Below are 21,232 nucleotides of genomic sequence, written 5' to 3'. Positions count from 1 at the left end.
GCAATATCAACGGCAAGCCCCCATATTCGTTTCAGGACAAAAGATAATAAACTCTTCCCCACCCCAACGAGCAAACACATCAGATCGACGAATTAACATCTCAATCGTTGCGGTAAATTTAACTAAAACTTCATCACCAAAACTATGACCATGAGTATCATTAACAACTTTAAAATGATCAATATCGATAAAGATCATCGAAAAAGGAATATTATTCAATTTGGTTTGAATCGTTATTTCTTCTAACCATTCTGTTACCGTATGTCGATTTCGAATACGAGTTAATGAATCAGTACAGGCTAAATATTCAAACTTCATACTTTTATTATAAAGCAACCGATTAGCATCTCGTAAATGCTGGCTATGCGCTTCTGATGTTTTTATTTTTTGATTAAGAAGAAAACGTTCAATAAAAATAACAACAACAGCTGTCGTTACCCATAATAGTAATAATAACTTCACCAAAGCGGATTCAGTTATCCAATTGCCGTAAAATACTAAGCGATTTAATTTAATACCATAAGGCGCTTCTTCAATATAACTTCCAGTTGCAATTTCAATGATTGAAATATTATCAAATTGCCGACTCGATTTATCAACCGGAATGTTATTCTCCGCTATCCACCACGATAAAACTTGGAATGAACGTAATGGGAAAATTTGTAATCCTTGATCCATTCCTGGGGAATATTCAATCGCATTAAATTTTAGGGATATTGGATCTGCAATATTGGCATAAACTGGATCAAAATTACGCAAATAAACACGTACTCTTTCCCCTTCAAGAGGACTTGTATAATCAATATCAAGCCCAACAGAATGGTAAGAACTTAAATCAATGCCATTATCAATAGAGTCTGTTAATGAAACCGCTATTTCACAAAAGGGCCATTTTGCCTTATTGATAATATTACATTCTAATAGCACGCTGTTTTTATTAATATTTAACGTTGTTGTTGTTGCACCATTTTGACCAGAATCATCAATAATTTTATATGTACTATTTGTAGGGGCTACAATATATTCCTTTTGTGCACCACCAAGAATAAACCACCCATATGCGGCAATAGTAAAACAGACTAAGAATAAAACAATGAATCGAAGCCCTTTATTTAACCCTGTCATAAATCCCTCTAACAATATCAGAGCTTATAAAAATAAAAGCGAAATATTACAATCAAGAGCGACAAACTAACAGACAACATTAGGTTAAACAACTAATTTTAATAAGGATTTATAGTTAAAATAAAATATTTTGAGTTTGGTTTCATATCCATAAAAAACACCGCTTTATCAGCGGTGTTTATGATCATTTTGAGTTAATAATAACGCTTATTTAACGGCGGCGTTGAGCATTCTTACCACGATTTTGATGTACTTTATTTTTAGCTTTGGCACGACGTTTTTCTGCCGATGCTCCACGATGAACAGATGTCGTTTCAATTAAACTAGGATCCGGTTCATAACCTTCAAGCCATTGCTGTGGTAAGCGTGTATTTAATAGTTCTTCAATCGCTTTTAATGCCCACTCTTCGTCAAGACTCATTAGCGTGATGGCATTACCAATATTACCCGCGCGACCCGTACGTCCAATGCGGTGTACGTAATCTTCAGCATTGAAGGGTAAATCAAAGTTAACAACATACTCTAATTGCTGAATATCCAAACCACGCGCGGCAACATCCGTTGCGACTAATACCCGTACCTTACCTGCTTTAAAATCATCAAGCGCACGCTGACGAGCACCTTGGCTTTTATCACCATTAATGGAAACCGCTTTAATGCCATCTAAACCTAAGCTTTTAGCTAATTGATCTGAGCCTTGTTTAGTTTTAGTAAACACTAATACTTGTTGCCAATTACGTGAACCAATTAAATAAGCCAATAATTCAGATTTACGCTTTTTATCTACGGGATATACCATTTGTTGAACAGTATCAGCCGCAATATTCTCAGGTGTCACTTCTACCATTTTAGGATCAGTCAAAATAGTAAATGCTAATTTTTTCACCTGCTTTGAAAAAGTAGCAGAAAAGAATAATGTTTGACGTTCAACCGGCATACGTCTCATGATACGGTTAATATCAACAATAAACCCCATATCTAGCATGCGATCCGCTTCATCAAGTACAAATGTTTCTACATTTGCTAATGAAACATTGCCAACAAAAACATGATCAAGTAAGCGTCCAGGCGTCGCAATTAGAATATCGACCCCCGCTCTTAATGCTTTAATTTGAACATTCATACTGGTGCCGCCATAAGCGACAGCAACGTTTAAATCACTGTATTTACCATACGCGATAAAGCTATCATAAACTTGTTGTGCTAATTCTCGGGTCGGCGTAATAACTAAAGCACGAATTTTTGCACCTTGTTGAGGCTTAGCGTCTTCAGTTCCCTGTTCAGCTAATGACGGTAATGTCATTAATCGTTGTAAAATAGGGAGCGCAAATGCTGCTGTTTTTCCGGTACCCGTTTGTGCCCCTGCCATCACATCATCCCCGGCTAATGCTAATGGGATCGCTTGCAATTGAACATCTGTTGGTTGTTCATAACCTAACTCTGTCACAACTTGCAATAATTTAGGGTGAAGGCCGAGCGTTTCAAACGACATAATGTATTCCTAGCAATAAATACGCTTATACCAATAAATTGGCATAAGAAAACAAGCGCGAATTCTAACACAAAAAAAAAGCACTTCGTCATGAAGTGCTTTTTGTTACAACATAAATCTTCGTTATTTATATAATAACCACATAATAACTACTGTTTAATATTCAAGAATGCAGCACCACGAACACCACCAGCATCACCATGTTTGGCTTTTACAATTTTAGGCGCTTGTGAAACGGACAATAAATATTTAGGCAAACGCTTTGGTAGTTCATCATAAATTAATTCAAAATTAGATAAACCACCACCTAATACAACCACATGAGGGTCAATACCAGTGAATAAATTAGCAAGGCACATTGCTAACACTTCCATAAAACGATCAACGTGCTGCTGGGCTTTTTTATCACCCGCAGCATTACGTTCAATTATCTCAACCGCTTTTAGTTTTTCACCATAATAATGTGCATAAAGTTGTTCAAAACCACGGCCTGATAAATAATTATCCATACAGCCTTTTTGACCACAACCGCAATCAAACAATGGGGCTTGTTCACCCATGTATAACCATGCATCTAACGGTAAACGCATATGTCCTAATTCACCACCAACATGATTTAAGCCAGCGAAAACTTTACCATTAAATATCATTCCCCCACCAAAACCAGTGCCTAAAATAAGGCCTAAGACTGAGGGTGCATCCTTGTGTTCATCATCCCACGCTTCAGACAGAGCAAAACAGTTTGCGTCATTATCAAGGCTAACACTACGGCCTAGCTTGGCTTCTAAATCTTTACGTAAAGTGCGGCCTTTTGCGGACGGTATATTTGATGTTAATACAGTGCCGTCTCGTGCATCTTCAATACCGGGAATACCCAGCCCTACTGAACCTTCACAGCCAAATTTTATATCTGCTGCTGTAATAATAGAGACAATACTATCAATCAATTTATCGTAATCATTACTCGGTGTCGGTACACGTTCGGTTGCTACGCGTTCGAGTTTCTCATTAAATGCACCAAATTCAATTTTAGTTCCGCCTACATCAAAGCCGTAGTACATCCTCTTCTCCTACAAATAATGTTTAACCACACCGTGAGCTTATAACTCATTAAATATACTGGAAATTATCCTTATTTTGCTCTGAACTGACTGTGACCCACAGCTCAATTTACCAGTTATTATTCAGATTAATATCAATATTATTCAGCAGAGCTCACATCTTTATAATGATGTTTCATCAACCAACATGAATTGTTTCAACAAAGATAACGATGATTGTTCAGGTAATTGGCGGTTCATTTTACCTGCAATATAATTTTCACGGAAAACATCAAACCATAGGTCTAACAATTCAGCATTATGGTGTTCACCAAATAAATCAATAATACGCGCTGCAACTTCAGCCGTGCCTAATTGATTTTCTTTTGATGCTTCACGCATTTTATAACGAGATGGCTTATCGGGATTAATTGATAATAATGGGAAACGATCAAGATATGGGCTCTTACGAAACATTTTCTTCGCTTCTGCCCAGCTGCCATCTAACATAATAAATAATGGGCGTTTTCCAGCCTCAAGTGTCACCGTCGTAACTTCTCTCTCCGGTGCATATTCAGCAGGAAAAACAACATAGGGTTGCCATTGAGGATCATCTAATAATGCTAGCATTTCAGCATTAGGCTCAGTGCGAGACCAAATATAAGCAAACGTATCTTCAAATACATCGGCAATTAAACGCCCCGTATTACTTGGCTTTAGAATCTCATCATCAAACATAACCAACAAAAAAGCCGCATTTGATGTCGCTAATAGACGATGTTCACAAATACACAAATGCGTACGCAACATGCACTGACGACAGCGTTGGACTTTAGAACCTCGAGCAAGAAAAGGACGAGTTGAACGTGCAAGACGTTCCTCATAGAGAGTATGTATAACATGAATGCGCATAGCGACTGACCTAAAAACAGGAAAACGCCAGCATGTTACCGAAACCCCCACTAAACATACAGTCATTATCAGTATTATCAGATTGGCAGCTAACTATTGCCTATTTTATGGGCATATGTTCCTTGTTATTCGATAAAATAAACTCGCCTTTACTGTTTTTATAGCAATTATCACTACTAATAATCGTGGTCGTATTACGGCCTCTTTTCTTTGATTCATATAAAGCTAAATCAGATTTCTCTAACCAAGATTTATAATCAGTTAAGGTCGAATCCCACTCACAGACACCTAAGCTGATCGTAACTTTAATAGCGCCACGTTGATCATCAAATACCGTTTCTTTTTCAATACGATTACGTAATCTTTCAGTAAAATACCCCGCCAAATCAGCAGAAGTACCCGGTAAAATAATACTAAATTCTTCACCACCATAACGGCCTGCAATATCCGTTTGACGTTTAGTTCGGCGTAATACATCCGCAATCACTTTAATGACCCCATCGCCAGCCACATGACCGAAAGTATCATTAACACGCTTAAAATGGTCAATATCAAACATCACTAACGTTGCGGTAATTTGGGTTTGTTGGCAATGTTCAAACGCATCGGCTAAACAATTTTCCCAATGTCCACGATTATAGAGTTGGGTTAAACGATCAGTAATACTAAGATGTGTCAGTTGCTTATTAGATTCATGAAGATGATTTTTATTTTTAGCGATATCAGTAACATCAGTGATTGTTAAACAAATATGAGTGTATTCACCAGACAACGATCGTAGTGGCGTTAATGTCATATTCTGATACATAATATCTGAGCTACCAGAGATTGGACAAAAATTTAAGAAACGAAAGACCCACGGGCGATCTTCCCATGCCGAAAATGATCGCATTCGCAATTTAAACGTCGATTGTATTTTACTCTGTAGCCATAATTTAGGTAAATCAGGTACAACCTCAAACAATGATTTTCCCATTATTTGAACACTAGAAATACCACTATAAGCCTGCATAAAGGTATTCCATGCACAAACATTATAATTTTCATCTAATATCACAACACCAACATCAAGATTATCTAATACTTGCATTGTTAAATGAAAATCAGCTAAAGATATTTCGTTCAATGTAATGATTCCATGACTTTATTATTAATAATTGACAGAGAATGATTATCCATAATAAATAACACCTCACACTCAACATCTAATATTTCTGCTTTATAGGTATATTCAATGGTGAAAAAATTTTGGGTATCACAATGGGTATGATGAAGATTCATATACTCTTCTAACACTATTGGCTGTCGCACAGAAAAAGGAATTAAAATTTGTTCTGATAATGCCACTAAAAAAGAAGAAACCATTAAATTAGCAATATCAATCACGACTTCGTTTTTATACTCATCGGTTTGACTAAATCCCAATGTTTCACCAAATAAATGAATATCTTTACCGTGTAATTCAACCAAGGCTTCACCATGAATACCAGCACCAACAAAACGTTGTGTAATGGCAATTAATTCATGATCATTGCGAATATCTGCAATCGCCATCGATAGATCACTGCTTTTCATAAATGAAACACTTGGTAATGGCATTTTAATAAAATCACCAAGGTGATCAGAGATAATGGCAGCTCCGCGCCCTAATGCAATATTGGCTAACTCGCGCATGATCTCAATAGAATTATTTTCCAGATGAGGATCAACACCAGTAGGTTGGATATTATCAAATACTAATCCTAAACCCTGAGACAGTTCAGTCAGCTCATCATGATTAAAGGGTTTTGATAAAAAATAATCAGCGCCTAACGCTAAACTTCTTTCCATTGCGGTTAATTGAATATCTGCTGATAATACAATGATCGTGGTGTTATATTCACATACAGGTAAGGATTTCATTACATCAAAACCATCCATTATCGGCATGGTTAAATCTAAAAACATAATATCAATATCATTGTTTTTTAGGTAATCAAGACCCTCTTGCCCATTTTCAGCATAGAAAAAAGTCGCATTACTGCACGATTGTAATAATCGCGTAATGGATTTATGTACTAAGACTGAATCGTCACAAATGAGAATATTTATATTGTTAATCATCAGACTATCACTTACCCACTGAACCTTAATGCATTATAAAGCAAAGCAACATTGTGCAGCGACTTAAAAGTATGCATTCAGTGACATACATCTAAATATTGATCTTAGTTCCAACCGATTACCGATAACTATCAAACAATAATTGAAATATATACCTTACAAGATAGTTACCCACTGACTTTTTTATAATAGAATCACAACATAATTTTTATAATCAGCCATTGGATAATAATATGAAAGCACTTCGTTGGTTCGTCGGTAAAATCATTCTTATACTTAACTCACTATTTTCTCCGCGTGGTATAGAGCGATCAGCAACGGCGCAACAAGAAATTGATGCCGCTGTCGCTAATATGCAACTTTATCAATTTGAAACCTGTCCGTTTTGTGTAAAAGTACGTCGCCATGCTAAACGTCTAAATATCCCGCTAGCAACACGTAATGCAAAAATTTCACCATGGGCTCAAGAACTAGTAGAACAAGGTGGAAAACGTACCGTACCTTGCTTACGTATTGAAGAAAATGGTCAGGTTACTTGGATGTATGAATCAAACGATATTATTGCGTATTTAGATAAACGTTTCGCATAAATTTATCGACAACTAACATCATAAAGACAAATAACCATTCAAGTCCTTACCGTATAAGCCGATACGCACTTATTACACGTTAGAGTTGTAGTATAAAAGCGACATCACTATCGGCTTTTAACTACTGAATTTTTATTTACTGGTTATAAATACGTTTTACAGGGCTGTATATGCGAAAAAATCATACGATAACTACCGACGATATTTTAATTAAATTATGTCATTCTCTGGCTGATGTGTTATCACGCGCAACAGAAAGCCATATTAAATATTCGCCAATGGTACAAAAAATCAATAAAACAAGTTTAAAACCTGATATTGGTTGTTTTGTTTTATTTGATGGTGGCTTCACTGGATTAGTTGTCACTAATTTCTCCGCATCAGCTGCAATGGAAATCTATCAAAATTATATGTTACGCATGGGATTTCCTGATACTGATATTGCCATTCATCATACAGCGGATGACGTAGCCAATATTTTAGGGGAGTTAATGAATCAAGTCGTTGGTGATTTCACAGGCAAAATTGGTAGAGAACTAAACATATCGATTACTCAAAACCAACCTAAAATGTTGACACTACACAAACAAATAATCCTCTCTGTTGATACTAATCTTGATCGCCCTCAAGTTCGTAGAGTCAGTTTTACAACGGCAAAAAACAATATTTTCTATCTTGAATTAGCGATGGATAAAACTGAATTTATTCAACTAGAAGACTTTGAAGTCGATGAACAAGATCCAGATACTATTTTTGAAACTGCCTATGATGCTCAACAGCAACAATCGTTAATCTCACCTAATAACAACACGACCAACAATAACGATCATCAAGATTTACTTGATCAACTTGGGTTATAAAAACAACATAACTTTAGATAGTTAGGTAACGTTACTATCGTTACCTCTCTGTTTTATCCATACTACTTAATAATTTGCTCTATCTTGATCATAAATTTAATTCTGTGATCAATAACGTAATTCCCTTTCATAATACAATTTACAACATCCTGAAATCCGTATAATTTCAACACCACTTTCAGTTTGTGGATTTTAGTTATGCCTCAACACCGTATAGCCAGTTTTGAATTTGGCCGAATTATCGCAACGATTGCCATTATTGCTTTGCATAGCCAAATATTCATGCAAGCACCTTTATTTAATGATCAGCCATTATTAGGCATGGGGCTTAATCAAGTCAGTCGATTTGCGGTGCCGTTATTCTTTATTATGGCGGGTTATTTTATTCAGCCACGTTTAACAACTGAGCTCATTCCTTATCTATGGCGCTATGCTCGCCCATTACTCATCATGTGGGTATCATGGAGCATTATTTACTTAATTTTACCGTTTAACTTTCATCTTGTGGCAACTGAAGGATATTTTGCTGAACGTCTTTTTTATTGGCAAAGACTGCTGACAACACCATTAAATACCTTATTTGAAGGTGGATTAGTGCATCTTTGGTATATTCCAGGGCTACTCAGCGGCTTAACTATCATTACCGTTTTACTGCGTTTGAAGTTATCTCAGTTGATTATTCCCGTTGCTACTCTGTTATTTATTTTTGGCTTAATGGCAGGTAGCTATGCTCAAATAACAGAATTAAGTTCACCGATATTTACGCGTAATGGCCCTTTTTTTAGTACCTTCATGATCATGCTTGGATTTGAAGTTCGTCGCCGTAATATCAGTATTAGTCTGAAAAACAGCATAATCATGATGCTCGTTGGATTTTGTCTATTTATCGGTGAAGCGAACTACCTTTCACTGCAAGAAAATGGTTCTTTTTTCCATGACTTTCTCTTTGGTACCCCGTTATGGGCATTAGGTATTTTCTTTATTTTATTAGCCAAACCTAACTTAGGTGACTATAAAATCATTCACTCATTAAGCAAAGATGTTCTGGGTATATACCTCTGCCATTTACTTATTGTGATTTATTACCTCAATATCATCAGTATTTTGAATATTAACCCGATTATTGCCAGTCTTTTTGCAGTACCCGTGGTGCTTATTATCTCAACAATCATTGTTAGAGGCTTACGTAAAACGTCCATAGCCCGATTTTTAGTACGATAACTTAACCACTTCACTCACTACTCTTTAAAAAATCCTTATGGTTATTTGATCATAAGGATTTTTTATCTACATCACATCAGTCCCCTCATCGTCAATTCTCAACAGATAGTATTGATAAAGATCGCATAAACATCATTTTCAATGCAAAAAATGTTTAAGACCACATTAAAACTCAACACACCCACACGCTTTTAAAACTCTGTGATTGCACATTATAGCCACATATCGATAACATAATTAGCAACTATCGTGCACTATATTAATAAGGGTATGAATCAATGGCTAAACTACATCCACTCTCTTTCGTGATTGGCAGTATATTCGCTGCTAATAGCTATGCAATGACCCCTCAGCCAGATCCCGATACTGTGGGTGGTTATGTTATTGAACGCTCTGAAGTTGTTGCCGCTGAAAATGCAAAAACAATGGACCCAATGTACGATGTTTGGGCTAAAGCCTTAGCTACCGCTTCAAATACTATCGTAGATATGATTCTTCCGGGGCTAAGCACTAACCCTGACAATGTAAAACGGGTTGAACGTGTATTTCCTGAAACAGAATGGAATTTCCTCACTCAAATGGCAGCACCTGAATATACCTATACCCGCTTTTTACGTGCTATTGGTAAATTCCCTGCTTTTTGTGGCGATTACACTGATGAACGTGATGCTGATGCTATCTGTAAGAAATCTATCGTCACCGCTTTTGCTCACTTTGCCCAAGAAACGGGCGGCCATATTAGTATTGAGAACGTCTCGGATAACCCATTAGGTCTTGAAGAATGGCAACAAGCATTAGTCCATGTGCGTGAAATGGGCTGGGCTGAAGGTCAACCGGGTTACACGACTGGATGTGGTCAAAATGATTGGCAAAATAAACGCTGGCCTTGCGCTGACGGACAAGGTTACTTTGGTCGAGGTGCAAAACAACTATCCTACCACTTTAACTACGGTGCTTTTTCTGAGGTGATGTTTGATGGTGATGCAACGGTACTATTGAACAATCCAGGGTTAGTTGCTGATTCTTGGTTAAATTTAGCTTCTGCTATCTGGTTTTTCTTAACACCACAAGCCCCTAAACCCGCCATGTTACATGTTATAGATCGTACATGGGTTCCTTCTCAACGTGAAACCGACGCTGGCATTGGCTACGGTTTTGGTACTACCATTAATGTCATCAACGGTGGTATTGAATGTGGCGAGCAAAACAAAGATAAAGGTCAACCTGTTAACCGTATTCGTTATTGGGAAGGTTTAGTTGAAAACTATCAAATTCCAGTAAAGAGTGATGAAACCAACACCTGCTGGCAACAAACACCTTATGGTAGTTTGAATCTAAATGGTGCAACCGATGTGCTTTATACTAACTGGGATGCAAATTGGAAGTACTATCCTGATCGTCCGGGTGGTGTTTCATTTGAATGTGAGTTAGTAGGTTTCCAAACCGCCTATTCGGCTTTAGTTGCAGGCGATTATGAAAAATGTGTGACCAATTTCTATGGCTCCCACGCGAACTGGCCGGCGGTGCGTGTGGTTGATAAATTAGACCCTGACACAGGTGGTGGCACAACAGATCCAACCGATCCACCGATTGATGGCGTGGCGAATTGGGACGAAAACAAAGTCTACACTGGCGGTGAGCAAGTGGCTTATAAAGGCGCAATTTATGAAGCGCAATGGTGGACACAAAGCAACCAGCCTGATTTAGGTGGTCCATGGAAGTTAATCAAGGCCGCAACATCCACAGATGGTGCAATAACGCCACCGACAGATGATAATCCATCAACCACTTTGCCAGCAGATGTTACAACATGGAGTACGACTGCCGTTTATGGTGGCAATGATAAAGTCAGCTTCCAAAACAAAATCTATCAAGCTAAATGGTGGAGCCAAGGTAATACACCAACAGCAGGTGAACCGTGGACTTTATTACCTTAAAGATAACCTTACAGATGATATTAAAAGTACCATCCAATAGCACCACTGATTATTAACACCCAATAAAAATGGCTTTGACGGGGAGTTACACCCTATCAAGGCCATTTATTATCACAAACAAGAACAAGAATAACTACTTAGTAGCAGCATCAAACACCAGTTTACCTAAACGATATAACCGTTTTGCTTGCTCACTATAATCAATGGTTTCACCTTGGGCGCGACGACGGTTTAACTGGGTATTTATCCCATCTTGATACACCTGTTGTAACTGTGATTGCAAGCTATCAAGATTATAAGGAATACGATCGCTACTCACGGAAAACGGCAAAATATACTCAGCCTGCATTACCTCTCGGTTATACTTCACTGCATCACTAATAATTTGCCCTTTGTCCGTTTGTGGTGACTCAAGATCATACGGTGGCAACCATTCATCAACCGGTTTAAGTTTATCAACTTGGTTAACCAATAAGATCACTTTTGGTGCTTTTCGATGTTGATTTGCTGGTTGCTTATAAAACGCATCTAACCCAGCTTTCAATGTAACATCTAATTGGCGTGATGATTGATTGGCTTTTAATACCCAAATAACCACATCACTTTCGGTCATTTGTTTCAGTAATTTTTTCTCAGTCTCAGCACTGCCATCAATGCCGGGTAAATCAATCAGATTGATTAAATCGAGCCCTTCAACTTCACATTTATAGGTTGTGGCTTTATCTGTTGATGGTAACGCGCTTACTTCAGCTGCAATCTCACCCAATAACCCATTAATAACCGATGACTTACCCGCACTCACTTGACCAACAACAGCTACCCGCAATGGTTCTACGGCAATGGCGGTTGCTTGCTGATCGTGATCTTGAAGTTGACTATGTGGAACCGCTGCATCATCAAGCTTAAAACGACCACTGTATAAATCAATCGCTACTGATGCAACTTCTTGTAATAACGTCGCTTTTAATTTGCTTTGAACTTCAGCACTAACATCATCAAACAACTTACCAACAACCAAACCGCGTACTTCGGCTAACCAGCCTGTCGGTGTGGCAATACGGAATAATCGATAGACATCATAAGCACTTTTTGCATACCCCATTTTATCTTTAATCGCGTAACCTTGTTTAAGGCTCGTTAACGTGATCTTCTCAGAAAAAGGAACATGTTGTTGTAGAAAGTGACGATAGCGACGACTCACCTCTTCAACCATCATTAAAAATTCAGGTGCAGTAAACGCTAATTTTTGCGAACTCGATTGTTGATGATACTGCGCAGCAACATCAGCCACCAAAACATAAGCATGTGCTTGTAGGCTTTCCCATGCAGAGTCATCTGCTAGCTGCTTATCAATAACTAGTGCCATTTGTTGCCATACTTGCTGATCGTGCTCACTCCACTGAGGGTTAGCTGCCACATGTAATGGTGCAATATCATCCATAACAGCATCCGCCACGACACGTTTACGACGTAACCACCAATAAGGTAAAAAAGCCAATAAACAACCACCAGCAATAATGGCGAAAAATAATAGCCATTGTCCTTGTTGAATCAGATCAACAACACCAAACCCCGCCAATACTATGATGGGCAAACACACCGCCAACATCAATAATGGCAAGAAACCCTCAGAAAGTTGATTAATTAGCTGATAACTTTTATTCACCCGTTTCATTCGTGATCCTTTTTAGGTGTCGATTTACTTAGCTGTTGTCGATCAGCAACCTGCTTTACCGTCTTAAATGCTTGTTGATAAGCCAGCTTAATTTGGTCTTTTGAAATCGACTCACCTTTACTACGATGATATAAATACATACAAGCCGCACGACCAATCGCATAAGTAGATGAAAAACTCATCGCCGCCGCCGTCGCACTCCCAACCGTTTGACCGTATGCCGGAATAAATTTAACTAACTGGTTAAGCCCCAATTTAGATAAATATTGCAACAAAAAGCCAGAACCTAACATACCCACAAATTCTGCGTAATCTTTTTTATTCCAACTAACGCCATATTGATTCGCAAGGCTATGTAGCATCTTGCCTTGAATAGCCGGCACACTGAATAACCCAACCGCAGGAATGGCATCACTCGCCCCCGCAGCCCCTGCATACCAGAGAACCTCTTGACGTAACTGATAAAAATTTTGTTCTTCGCGATTAGTATGAGCTTGTTGATTAGATAACAAACTCAACATTGGAAGCGCATCGGTTAAAGCATGGTGTAAGATATCAACACCAATAAACTGTTGATCCTCAGGAATAAAATCAACCACAATCGGCTGGTAGATAGTTGCCGTTTCTGATTGCCACTGGGCAGGTTTTATACCCCACACATCCATCACTCGCTGATGATTATATTCAACCGCGCGTTGGCGTTCTTGAGTATCCACAATACTGTTCACGGCAGTATGAATAACCAATAAATGTTTAATCGCACCGCTACGTTTAATCTGTTTTAATGCCGTTAATAACCCAGATTGTTCCGGTTCTTCCGCTTTCATTACCACCATTAATGCATGGCTTTTACCACTACACATTGCAATGTCTTCAACGGGATCGTAATCCGCCTCACCTAATCCTCGTGTATCTAAAAAACACACTAATGGATTTTCTGCGGGATAGAGATAATGATGTGCGGTACGAGTGCATGGCTGAAAACCATTGCCTATTTCAACCAAACTATTTCCAGTAAGCGTTTGGATAATAGTTGATTTACCTGCCCCTGTTTTACCTAACAGCCATAACGTTGGAATATGTTTCTGCCATTCATCAAACGCTGGTGCTAAATCAGGATTCACGGAGGGATTTATATATTCGTAGATTTTCTTAAAGAAGCGATTCATATTACCTTCATATCGCAAATAACAAGCAAGCCATACATCAAATTTTCACATATGGCTATTTAATCAATACTAGCAAAATAGCACTAAATGAAAAAAAGAGAATAACCTTGATGATTATTCTCTTATTTATAAGCCAGTAATCAAAGTCAATGACTACAAATTAATCATCCACATGCTCAATAAAATATTGCTCTCGACTTGAACTCACTAAACTTGAAACCACAATTGCCATATAAAATACGCCAACAATCGCTTCAAGATACGCAAAAACTTTAGCAATAGGCAATATTGGTAAAATATCGCCATACCCTAATGTCGTTAAAGTAACAAAACTAAAATAAGCGGCATCAGCAAAATTTTCATGCCATGCCCCTTTATTAATACCTTGAAATGATCCCGGTAAAAAATGAATTAAAATCAAATATCCAATGGCCCACATTAAACCAAGCAACAAAAACAATGCCATTGAACCAATAATTTTATTGGTCGTAATTGAACCTGTGAACAATATTTGGCGCATAATTGAGCGAAAGGTGCCATAGAAGAAAATAAACATCAATAACAGCATGATAATTTCTATTTCTTCAATACCTAACACCGTTCGAGTAATCACCGCTATCAACCATGCAACCACTAATAATGATAAAAAACGGAACCAATTCTTATCAAAACGTAAGCTCAGTAAACAAATGCCAAAAGTAATAAACGTGAAAACTTCTAGTATATATTGCAAAAAACCAGACGTAATCACTTTGTCTAATGATGCACTAATCAATAAAAAGACCAATGCTAAGGTTAAGTAGAAAAAATTATTTTGATTATTTATACGTTGGGCTTTTTTACTCAACATTTATCAATATTCCTTATTTATCTTCATAACCAGTAAGTTCCATAAACCCTTTTCCACTATGTGACCCTGTCACATTAATCGGGCCTTCCCAATAGGGAAACATAAAACGTAACCACTGGTCTTGGCGTACAACACTTGTTTGGAGTTTTAACCCTTGTGATGGCACTTCAATTAACCAATTTAATGGAAATGAAATTCCACTCACTTTATAAAAGTGCATAGGTTTCATTCGTATTTGATTATTATCTAATTTAACCACTCGACCATCAGGCCATGAACGTGAACCAATAAAATAGGGTCTTTGACCATCTTCGCGCAATTGTGATACCCACAAAGCGCTGCCATCATCAAGGTGAATCGCGAACCAATCCCAACCTTGCTGTTTAGCACTGAGCATACTACTGCTCCACTCACGATCAAACCAGCCACGACCACTGACTTTATATGATTTCCCATCCAATGTAATGATCCCATCAAGATCTAAAAATGGAACGCTGTAATAATAAGAAGCAATACTCAGTAATGGATGTTTTTTGCTATATCCTTTATCACCTTGTAAAACAATGGCCCCTTTTTGCTTGATGTTTAATCGCGCAGACATGTGATCATCTGAAAACTCAAGCCGCCCAGGAAAAGGATCACTGGTCGCTGCATCCCATGACCAATTATCTAACCATGCATGAAAAGGATTAAGACTTACCCCTGCTTGACCTATCCCACCACGAGCAAATCTTTCCGCCGCCCAAACTTTCTCTTTCGTTGTTATTACCGCATGCGCCATGTACATCTGAGGTGTTTTCCAACCACTCAAATCTTCATCATTAGTCGCCATGCGAAATATCGTCCATTGCACCGCAATTTCTTTGCCCGTTTCTGTTTTAAGGTTAGCCGTTAAATACCACCACTCTGCAAGATATTCAGGATGTTCGCCATGATCTTTAGGAAAGGTTATTTCCTCACCTTTAACAACGGGTTCAAACACGAAATTTTGAGATTGCGTTAATATTTTCACCGAATTACTGCGAACAGGTTGCTGATCACAACCACTCAATACCATCGTCCCAAATAACATTATAGTTAAATAACGCAAATACCAACGAGATTGCATAATTAAAACTCTCATTAAAATGACTCTCGTAAAGATAAAATTGCAGATCGATGAACCAAACGCCATACAGGCCACGCTCCAGCAACGAGCAGTGCTAATAAAGCAGTGCCTAACGTCATAAAATAATCGTAAGGAAAGTATTGAACTTGCATTGTCCAACCAAAAGAATATTTCAACACAACATCAATTAATAATTGCGCTAAAAGTAATCCTAATGGCAATGCAATTAATGCTGTCATTAAACCAATAACCAATAATTGCCCACCACCGAGTAACGATAATTCAACCCCGGTCATTCCCATACAACGTAATAATGAAAATTGCCGTTGGCGTGACATTTCACCCGCAACAGTTGCAAAAAACAAACCACAAATCGCAATAAATAACGTTAAATTACCTAAGGTTGAAGTCACAACAAAAGTACGATCAAACACCGTCATCGCTTGTTTCATCAGTGCCGCATTATTACGTATTCGTTCAGGTTGCAGCCGGAATCGCTCCCCTAATTTCGCTAATAATAATTCTGATTTTGCACCCTTTTTCAAATGAATGGCTAACCCTACTTGTCCAGAATGCGGCCAAAAACGTTGCCATTTTTGTTGGGAGATTAAGACTTGTCCGTAAGGATTGCCGTAATCATAATAAATACCAACAATGCGCCATTTATTATTCATTGGTGCAGGAAGATCAATAATATCACCCAGTAACCACTGATGTTTCAACGCCATCGATTCACTGACCATCACCGCACGATCATGATGTAATTGCTGCCAATAATTATTAAGCCCAACCTTCACTGACAATGCTTGTTGTTCACCGACGGTTTGACCAATACTCATGATCTGAATCGTACCATTATGAGATCGGGTAGCCTTATGTCTACTCCACCACACTTGCTCAACTTCAGGTTGTTGTTGAAGCCATTTTGAAATCCGTGGGGCCATATTCATCGATGGTCGAATATAAATATCAGCGGCTAACCGTTGCTCAAGCCAGTTTTCAGTCGTATTTCGAAAACTACCCACCATCGTTTCCATACCAATATTAGAAGCCAGCGCCAACATAAATGCCATCGCAGCAATACCGCGATAACTGAGACTGGCTGCGGCATCAAAGAAAAACCATCGCATACGGGCTTTGCGGCTAATATTGCCTAAAAAATGAAACAGTAACCACAACAAATAAGGCATCATTAAGCCAGAAGCTATCAAAATAAAGGCAATTAACACAAACCCCGTCAACTGCCCGTGAGCTAGCTTATAAACAACAACGGCTCCCACAATAAAGATGCAAGAAAATAAGGCTTGCCACGCAAATTCTTTACCACTAAAACGCACTAACGATAAATGGGTCGCTAACCGTGCTGGTGGTGATTTAATTAACCGTACCAATGGCCATGTACAAGCAAATGCACAACCAAAAATTGCAATCGCTAAACTTGCCGCTCCCCACTGCCAATTCCAATGTACTTGTAAACCAACATTGGCGTTATATAAATCATTCAATGATGCAGCAACAGATGGCAACAATTGTTGTACTAATAACAATCCAATAAGATTACCGCCCACAAGTCCTAATAAGACCCATAAACACAGTTCGCCAATGAGTGCGCCGGCCAGTTGTGTTCCGTTGACCCCTAATTGACGCAATATACCCACTAACGGTTGGCGTTGGGCTAAAGATAGCGACATCGCTTGATAAAAAATAAACAACCCAACCACAAAGGCCAACATGCCCATTGCAAATAAATTCAAATGAAACGCATTGGTTAACGGTTCTAATTTGGCATTTTGTTGACGTTCAAGCGTTAACCCTGGGGGTAAAATATGCGTCAATTTCATCAACTGTTTACTGCTCATTTCACCACAAACAACCGCACTGAAGCCTGAACTAGGTTGTAATTCACGCAACAACGCAATATCTGCAATCATACGAGAGTCATTCATTCGACTGTCATTAACCACTTCCATCGGGCCAATTTTACGTCCCGAATTAAGCGTCAGCATATCTCCACTTTTAAGACCAATATAATTAGCTAATTGCTCACCTAACATAATCGGATATGGTGGTCGCATGAGTTGTAATAATTTAATTTTATTTCCATCAGCGATGCTATTTTTTACAGCGCCAAGAATCGCAACAGGATCGATACCCAATAATTGAAAGTCTCGTTGCTTTTCGGTAACAATACGATGCTCAACTAATGGCGCACAGGTTTTAAGCCCTGCTCTACGCATTTGAATGTAAAAACCTTGCGGGACATTCATACCAATTTGAACATGGCGAATACGATAAGGAAACGGATTAGAAAAAAGTTGCTCACCTTTACGATAACTTTCTTTCGCTTGTTGGTTAACACCCATTACACCAACCAATAGTGCAATGCCTAATGTTAATCCAAGCCACACTAAAACAATTTGTAATGGATGACGGCGATAATGCCCCCAAAGCGCACTAGCTACGGGGCGTAACATGTAACTGACCTCCCTGTAAACGAATACGGCCTTGCATATGTGCAGCCACTTTCTCACTATGAGTTACAACTAATAAGGTGCAATTAAGGTGTTTAGTTAAAGAGATAAGTAATCGAATCACAGCATCAGCATTACGTTCATCTAAACTACCAGTAGGTTCATCAGCCAATAACAATGTTGGCTCCATGTAAATAGCACGCGCAATAGCGGCACGCTGCTGTTGACCACCTGAAATTTCTTCAGGATAACGCGATAATAATGACATCAGATCCAATGCAGAAACCAACTTTAACCATAATTTTTCATCATCTGGCAATCCCTTTAACTGGCGACAAAAACGGATATTATCAGCCACGGTTAAAGTCGGTAATAAGTTATATTGTTGGAAAACAAGACCAATATTCTCACGACGATAAGCCGTTCGCTCACGTTCAGAAATCGCATGTATCGCCGTATCCCCTAGCCATATTTGACCGGACTCAGGTTTATCAAGCCCCGCAATTAAATTCAATAATGTACTTTTCCCTGAGCCACTTTCTCCCATCAGAGCCAATTGTTCTCCGGAATTTAAAGATAAATTAGCGCCCTGAAGCACAGAATGAAACTCGGTACCGTCTAGATACCCTTTGCAGAGTTCAGATAGTCGTAACATGTTCAATCACCAACGTTTGCTTACATGACAAGTTAATCACTATTTATTTTAATCACCAGCTAATTAAAATAAATAATTATTCAATATTACCCATTTTATTCTTCATATAACAGCTTAGCCATATAAGTATTTCCCTTTATCATACTTATCTTATTAAAACATTCCTCTTTAACAACAAACAGCTACCAACTAGGCATAATAAGCCACTATTAAGAAACAATTTTTATATCTTTAATTTGAATTTAATAACTATGAGATAAAATCACATATATAATTTAACCAACAACTATATTCACGGTTTATGCTTTAATTTGATTTAAATAAAGTATATCTGCATTTATTATTATGGAATCATCTTCAGCATATGCATGAAAACCCATAATAAACGTGGTGATAATAATCATATTAACCTGCAAAAACTATCATCTTTTGTAGTTTATTATTGCTTTTAATCAATAAATAGCCATTATCTTTAAAGGCGATACTAAAAAATTTAAGAACGGAATTTTTTGCATCTTTATATCGCAACACGGAATTTAGAGTGGTTATTTAATGAGCAGAAATATTCTTGTCGTCGGCGCCTCTGGTTACATTGGCAGCCACCTCGTGCCTAACTTACTAAACTTAGGCCATCACGTAACAGCAACAGGACGGAACCTCAAGCTATTAGAAAAGCGTGGTTGGGGAAATATTGATAATTTAGAATTAGTTGAATTAGATTTAGAACTTGAACAAGATTTAACTGACTTATTTATAAATATCGATACCGTTTATTTTCTCGTTCACGGTATGAACCATGGACATGACTTTATTGAGTTTGAACTCGATTGTGCAAGGCAGTTTAGCCATTATCTAGGTTTAAGTGCTGTTAAGCATGTTGTTTATCTTGGCGCTTTACAATCTCAAACTAGCTCATCAAAGCATTTAATGGCACGCAAAGAAACAGGGAATATTCTTCGTGACAGCGGAAAGTGCATTACTGAATTACGCGCAGGTATCATTATCGGGCCTGGTTCTGCGGCATTTGAAGTCATGCAAGACTTTGTTTATCACCTGCCTATAATGTTAACCCCAAGTTGGGTTACCTCGCATAATTCACCCATTGCACTACGTAACCTACTTTACTACCTAACAGAGCTTATCGAATGTCCACCAGATCATAACCTCATTTTAGATGTCGCAGGTCCCGAGCAAATGACCTATAAAGATCAAATGGTTCGATTAAGTAAAGTCCATGGCAAAACTATTCGTGTTATTCCATTAAAATGGTTAAGCCCTAAAATGGCCACGTATTGGCTCCGTTTTATTACGTCGGTTCCAACCAATATTGCTCGCGCGCTCATTGGCGGTTTAAGTTGTGATCTTCTTGCTGATGGCAGTGAACTTCAACGTCGAATACCTCAGCATTTAATAAGTTATGAAGAAGCGATTCAAGAAGCCCTTGCGATGAATACTGACGTTGTTAACAGTGAGATTTGGGGATTTGATCCAGATGCACTATTACGCTGGCAGACAGGTTATGGCTACTTTCCAAAACAAGCCGGTTACACGCTTAAAACAGATGCCAGTTGTGAAGACTTATGGCGCCAAGTACAACTGGTTGGTGGTGAAGAAGGCTACTTTTATGCCAATGGATTATGGCGAATACGAGAATGGATGGATGCCATGATTGGCGGTAATGCCCTCAAGCGTTATCGACGTGATCCTCAACGATTACAATTGGGCGATCACATTGATTCGTGGAAAGTGATCAGCCTTGAAAAAAATCATTTCCTATCGTTGTTATTTGGTATGAAAGCGCCGGGTTTAGGCCGATTAGAATTTACTATTGAAGATTGTGGTGATCATCGTACTATCGACATTCGTGCATGGTGGCACCCTAAAGGCTTTATGGGATTACTGTATTGGTTCGCGATGATGCCAGCGCATTTATTTATTTTCCGTGGCATGACCCATGCTTTAGTTAAACGTTGTAAAGCAAAAATACAACAAGGCAATATCGAAACAAAATAATACGGCTTATC

The 21,232-nt window shown here is 38.3% G+C and carries 17 protein-coding genes; 5 read left to right on the top strand and 12 right to left on the bottom strand.

Annotation, left to right across the window (positions count from 1 at the left end; all coding sequences use genetic code 11):
- Nucleotides 1-6: 6 nt before the first annotated feature.
- The 6 genes from C9J51_RS19695 to C9J51_RS07850 all read right to left on the bottom strand — a co-directional run bounded on the left by C9J51_RS19695 (nucleotide 7) and on the right by C9J51_RS07850 (nucleotide 6,672).
- Entirely contained in the window at nucleotides 7-1,125 is a 1,119-nt protein-coding gene (locus C9J51_RS19695; protein ID WP_280124466.1) for a GGDEF domain-containing protein, read from the bottom strand.
- 211 nt (nucleotides 1,126-1,336) lie between these two features.
- The gene (locus C9J51_RS07870) at nucleotides 1,337-2,617 is read right to left on the bottom strand and encodes a DEAD/DEAH box helicase (protein WP_045037404.1); all 1,281 of its coding nucleotides are present in this window, start codon (nucleotides 2,615-2,617) and stop codon (nucleotides 1,337-1,339) included.
- Nucleotides 2,618-2,766: 149 nt separating this feature from the next.
- Complete coding sequence (nagK, locus tag C9J51_RS07865; protein WP_045037405.1) at nucleotides 2,767-3,678, bottom strand: N-acetylglucosamine kinase; 912 nt, start codon at nucleotides 3,676-3,678, stop codon at nucleotides 2,767-2,769.
- 162 nt (nucleotides 3,679-3,840) lie between these two features.
- The gene (locus C9J51_RS07860) at nucleotides 3,841-4,569 is read right to left on the bottom strand and encodes a tRNA-uridine aminocarboxypropyltransferase (protein WP_045040501.1); all 729 of its coding nucleotides are present in this window, start codon (nucleotides 4,567-4,569) and stop codon (nucleotides 3,841-3,843) included.
- 100 nt (nucleotides 4,570-4,669) lie between these two features.
- Complete coding sequence (locus C9J51_RS07855) at nucleotides 4,670-5,695, bottom strand: sensor domain-containing diguanylate cyclase (protein WP_082064205.1); 1,026 nt, start codon at nucleotides 5,693-5,695, stop codon at nucleotides 4,670-4,672.
- Nucleotides 5,692-6,672, bottom strand: a complete 981-nt coding sequence (locus C9J51_RS07850; RefSeq protein WP_107249825.1) for a response regulator — start codon at nucleotides 6,670-6,672, stop codon at nucleotides 5,692-5,694. Before C9J51_RS07850 ends, C9J51_RS07855 begins: the two co-directional genes overlap by 4 nt.
- A gap of 233 nt (nucleotides 6,673-6,905) precedes the next feature.
- On the opposite strand from C9J51_RS07850, the gene C9J51_RS07845 reads away from it, so the two are divergent.
- The 4 genes from C9J51_RS07845 (at nucleotide 6,906) to C9J51_RS07830 (ending at nucleotide 11,280) form a co-directional block, all read left to right on the top strand.
- Nucleotides 6,906-7,262, top strand: coding sequence for a glutaredoxin family protein (locus C9J51_RS07845; RefSeq protein ID WP_045040502.1), 357 nt, complete (start codon nucleotides 6,906-6,908; stop codon nucleotides 7,260-7,262).
- Between the two features lie 170 nt (nucleotides 7,263-7,432).
- Nucleotides 7,433-8,122 carry a DUF3334 family protein gene (locus tag C9J51_RS07840; protein WP_045037409.1) on the top strand — a complete coding sequence of 230 codons (690 nt, stop codon included), beginning with the start codon at nucleotides 7,433-7,435 and terminating at the stop codon, nucleotides 8,120-8,122.
- Nucleotides 8,123-8,320: 198 nt separating this feature from the next.
- A complete protein-coding gene (locus tag C9J51_RS07835; protein ID WP_107274954.1) occupies nucleotides 8,321-9,343 on the top strand; it encodes an acyltransferase in 1,023 nt (340 codons plus the stop codon).
- Nucleotides 9,344-9,621: 278 nt separating this feature from the next.
- Nucleotides 9,622-11,280, top strand: coding sequence for a chitinase (locus tag C9J51_RS07830; RefSeq protein ID WP_045040503.1), 1,659 nt, complete (start codon nucleotides 9,622-9,624; stop codon nucleotides 11,278-11,280).
- 133 nt (nucleotides 11,281-11,413) lie between these two features.
- Here C9J51_RS07830 and C9J51_RS07825 read toward each other — a convergent pair whose 3' ends face one another.
- The 6 genes from C9J51_RS07825 to C9J51_RS07800 all read right to left on the bottom strand — a co-directional run bounded on the left by C9J51_RS07825 (nucleotide 11,414) and on the right by C9J51_RS07800 (nucleotide 19,208).
- Nucleotides 11,414-12,955: a GTPase family protein gene (locus C9J51_RS07825; protein WP_107274953.1), complete on the bottom strand. Its 1,542-nt coding sequence runs from the start codon at nucleotides 12,953-12,955 to the stop codon at nucleotides 11,414-11,416.
- A complete protein-coding gene (locus tag C9J51_RS07820; RefSeq protein WP_045040504.1) occupies nucleotides 12,952-14,124 on the bottom strand; it encodes a YcjF family protein in 1,173 nt (390 codons plus the stop codon). Before C9J51_RS07820 ends, C9J51_RS07825 begins: the two co-directional genes overlap by 4 nt.
- A gap of 160 nt (nucleotides 14,125-14,284) precedes the next feature.
- A complete protein-coding gene (locus C9J51_RS07815; protein WP_045037414.1) occupies nucleotides 14,285-14,974 on the bottom strand; it encodes a potassium channel family protein in 690 nt (229 codons plus the stop codon).
- Between the two features lie 13 nt (nucleotides 14,975-14,987).
- Entirely contained in the window at nucleotides 14,988-16,097 is a 1,110-nt protein-coding gene (locus C9J51_RS07810; protein ID WP_045040505.1) for a lipocalin-like domain-containing protein, read from the bottom strand.
- A complete protein-coding gene (locus tag C9J51_RS07805; protein WP_045040506.1) occupies nucleotides 16,097-18,556 on the bottom strand; it encodes an ABC transporter permease in 2,460 nt (819 codons plus the stop codon). The genes C9J51_RS07810 and C9J51_RS07805 overlap by 1 nt, the downstream gene beginning before the upstream one ends.
- Nucleotides 18,537-19,208, bottom strand: coding sequence for an ABC transporter ATP-binding protein (locus C9J51_RS07800; RefSeq protein WP_045040507.1), 672 nt, complete (start codon nucleotides 19,206-19,208; stop codon nucleotides 18,537-18,539). The genes C9J51_RS07805 and C9J51_RS07800 overlap by 20 nt, the downstream gene beginning before the upstream one ends.
- 552 nt (nucleotides 19,209-19,760) lie before the next feature.
- Between C9J51_RS07800 and C9J51_RS07795 the strand changes: the two genes are divergently transcribed.
- On the top strand, nucleotides 19,761-21,221 hold the full coding sequence (locus C9J51_RS07795) for an SDR family oxidoreductase (RefSeq protein WP_045040508.1): 1,461 nt from the start codon (nucleotides 19,761-19,763) through the stop codon (nucleotides 21,219-21,221).
- The last annotated feature ends 11 nt before the right edge of the window (nucleotides 21,222-21,232 follow it).

This window comes from Photobacterium iliopiscarium, assembly GCF_003026395.1.
GTDB lineage: Bacteria > Pseudomonadota > Gammaproteobacteria > Enterobacterales > Vibrionaceae > Photobacterium > Photobacterium iliopiscarium.
The sequence above is the reverse complement of the archived record's forward strand: the minus strand, read 5'-3'. Positions and strand labels throughout refer to the sequence as shown.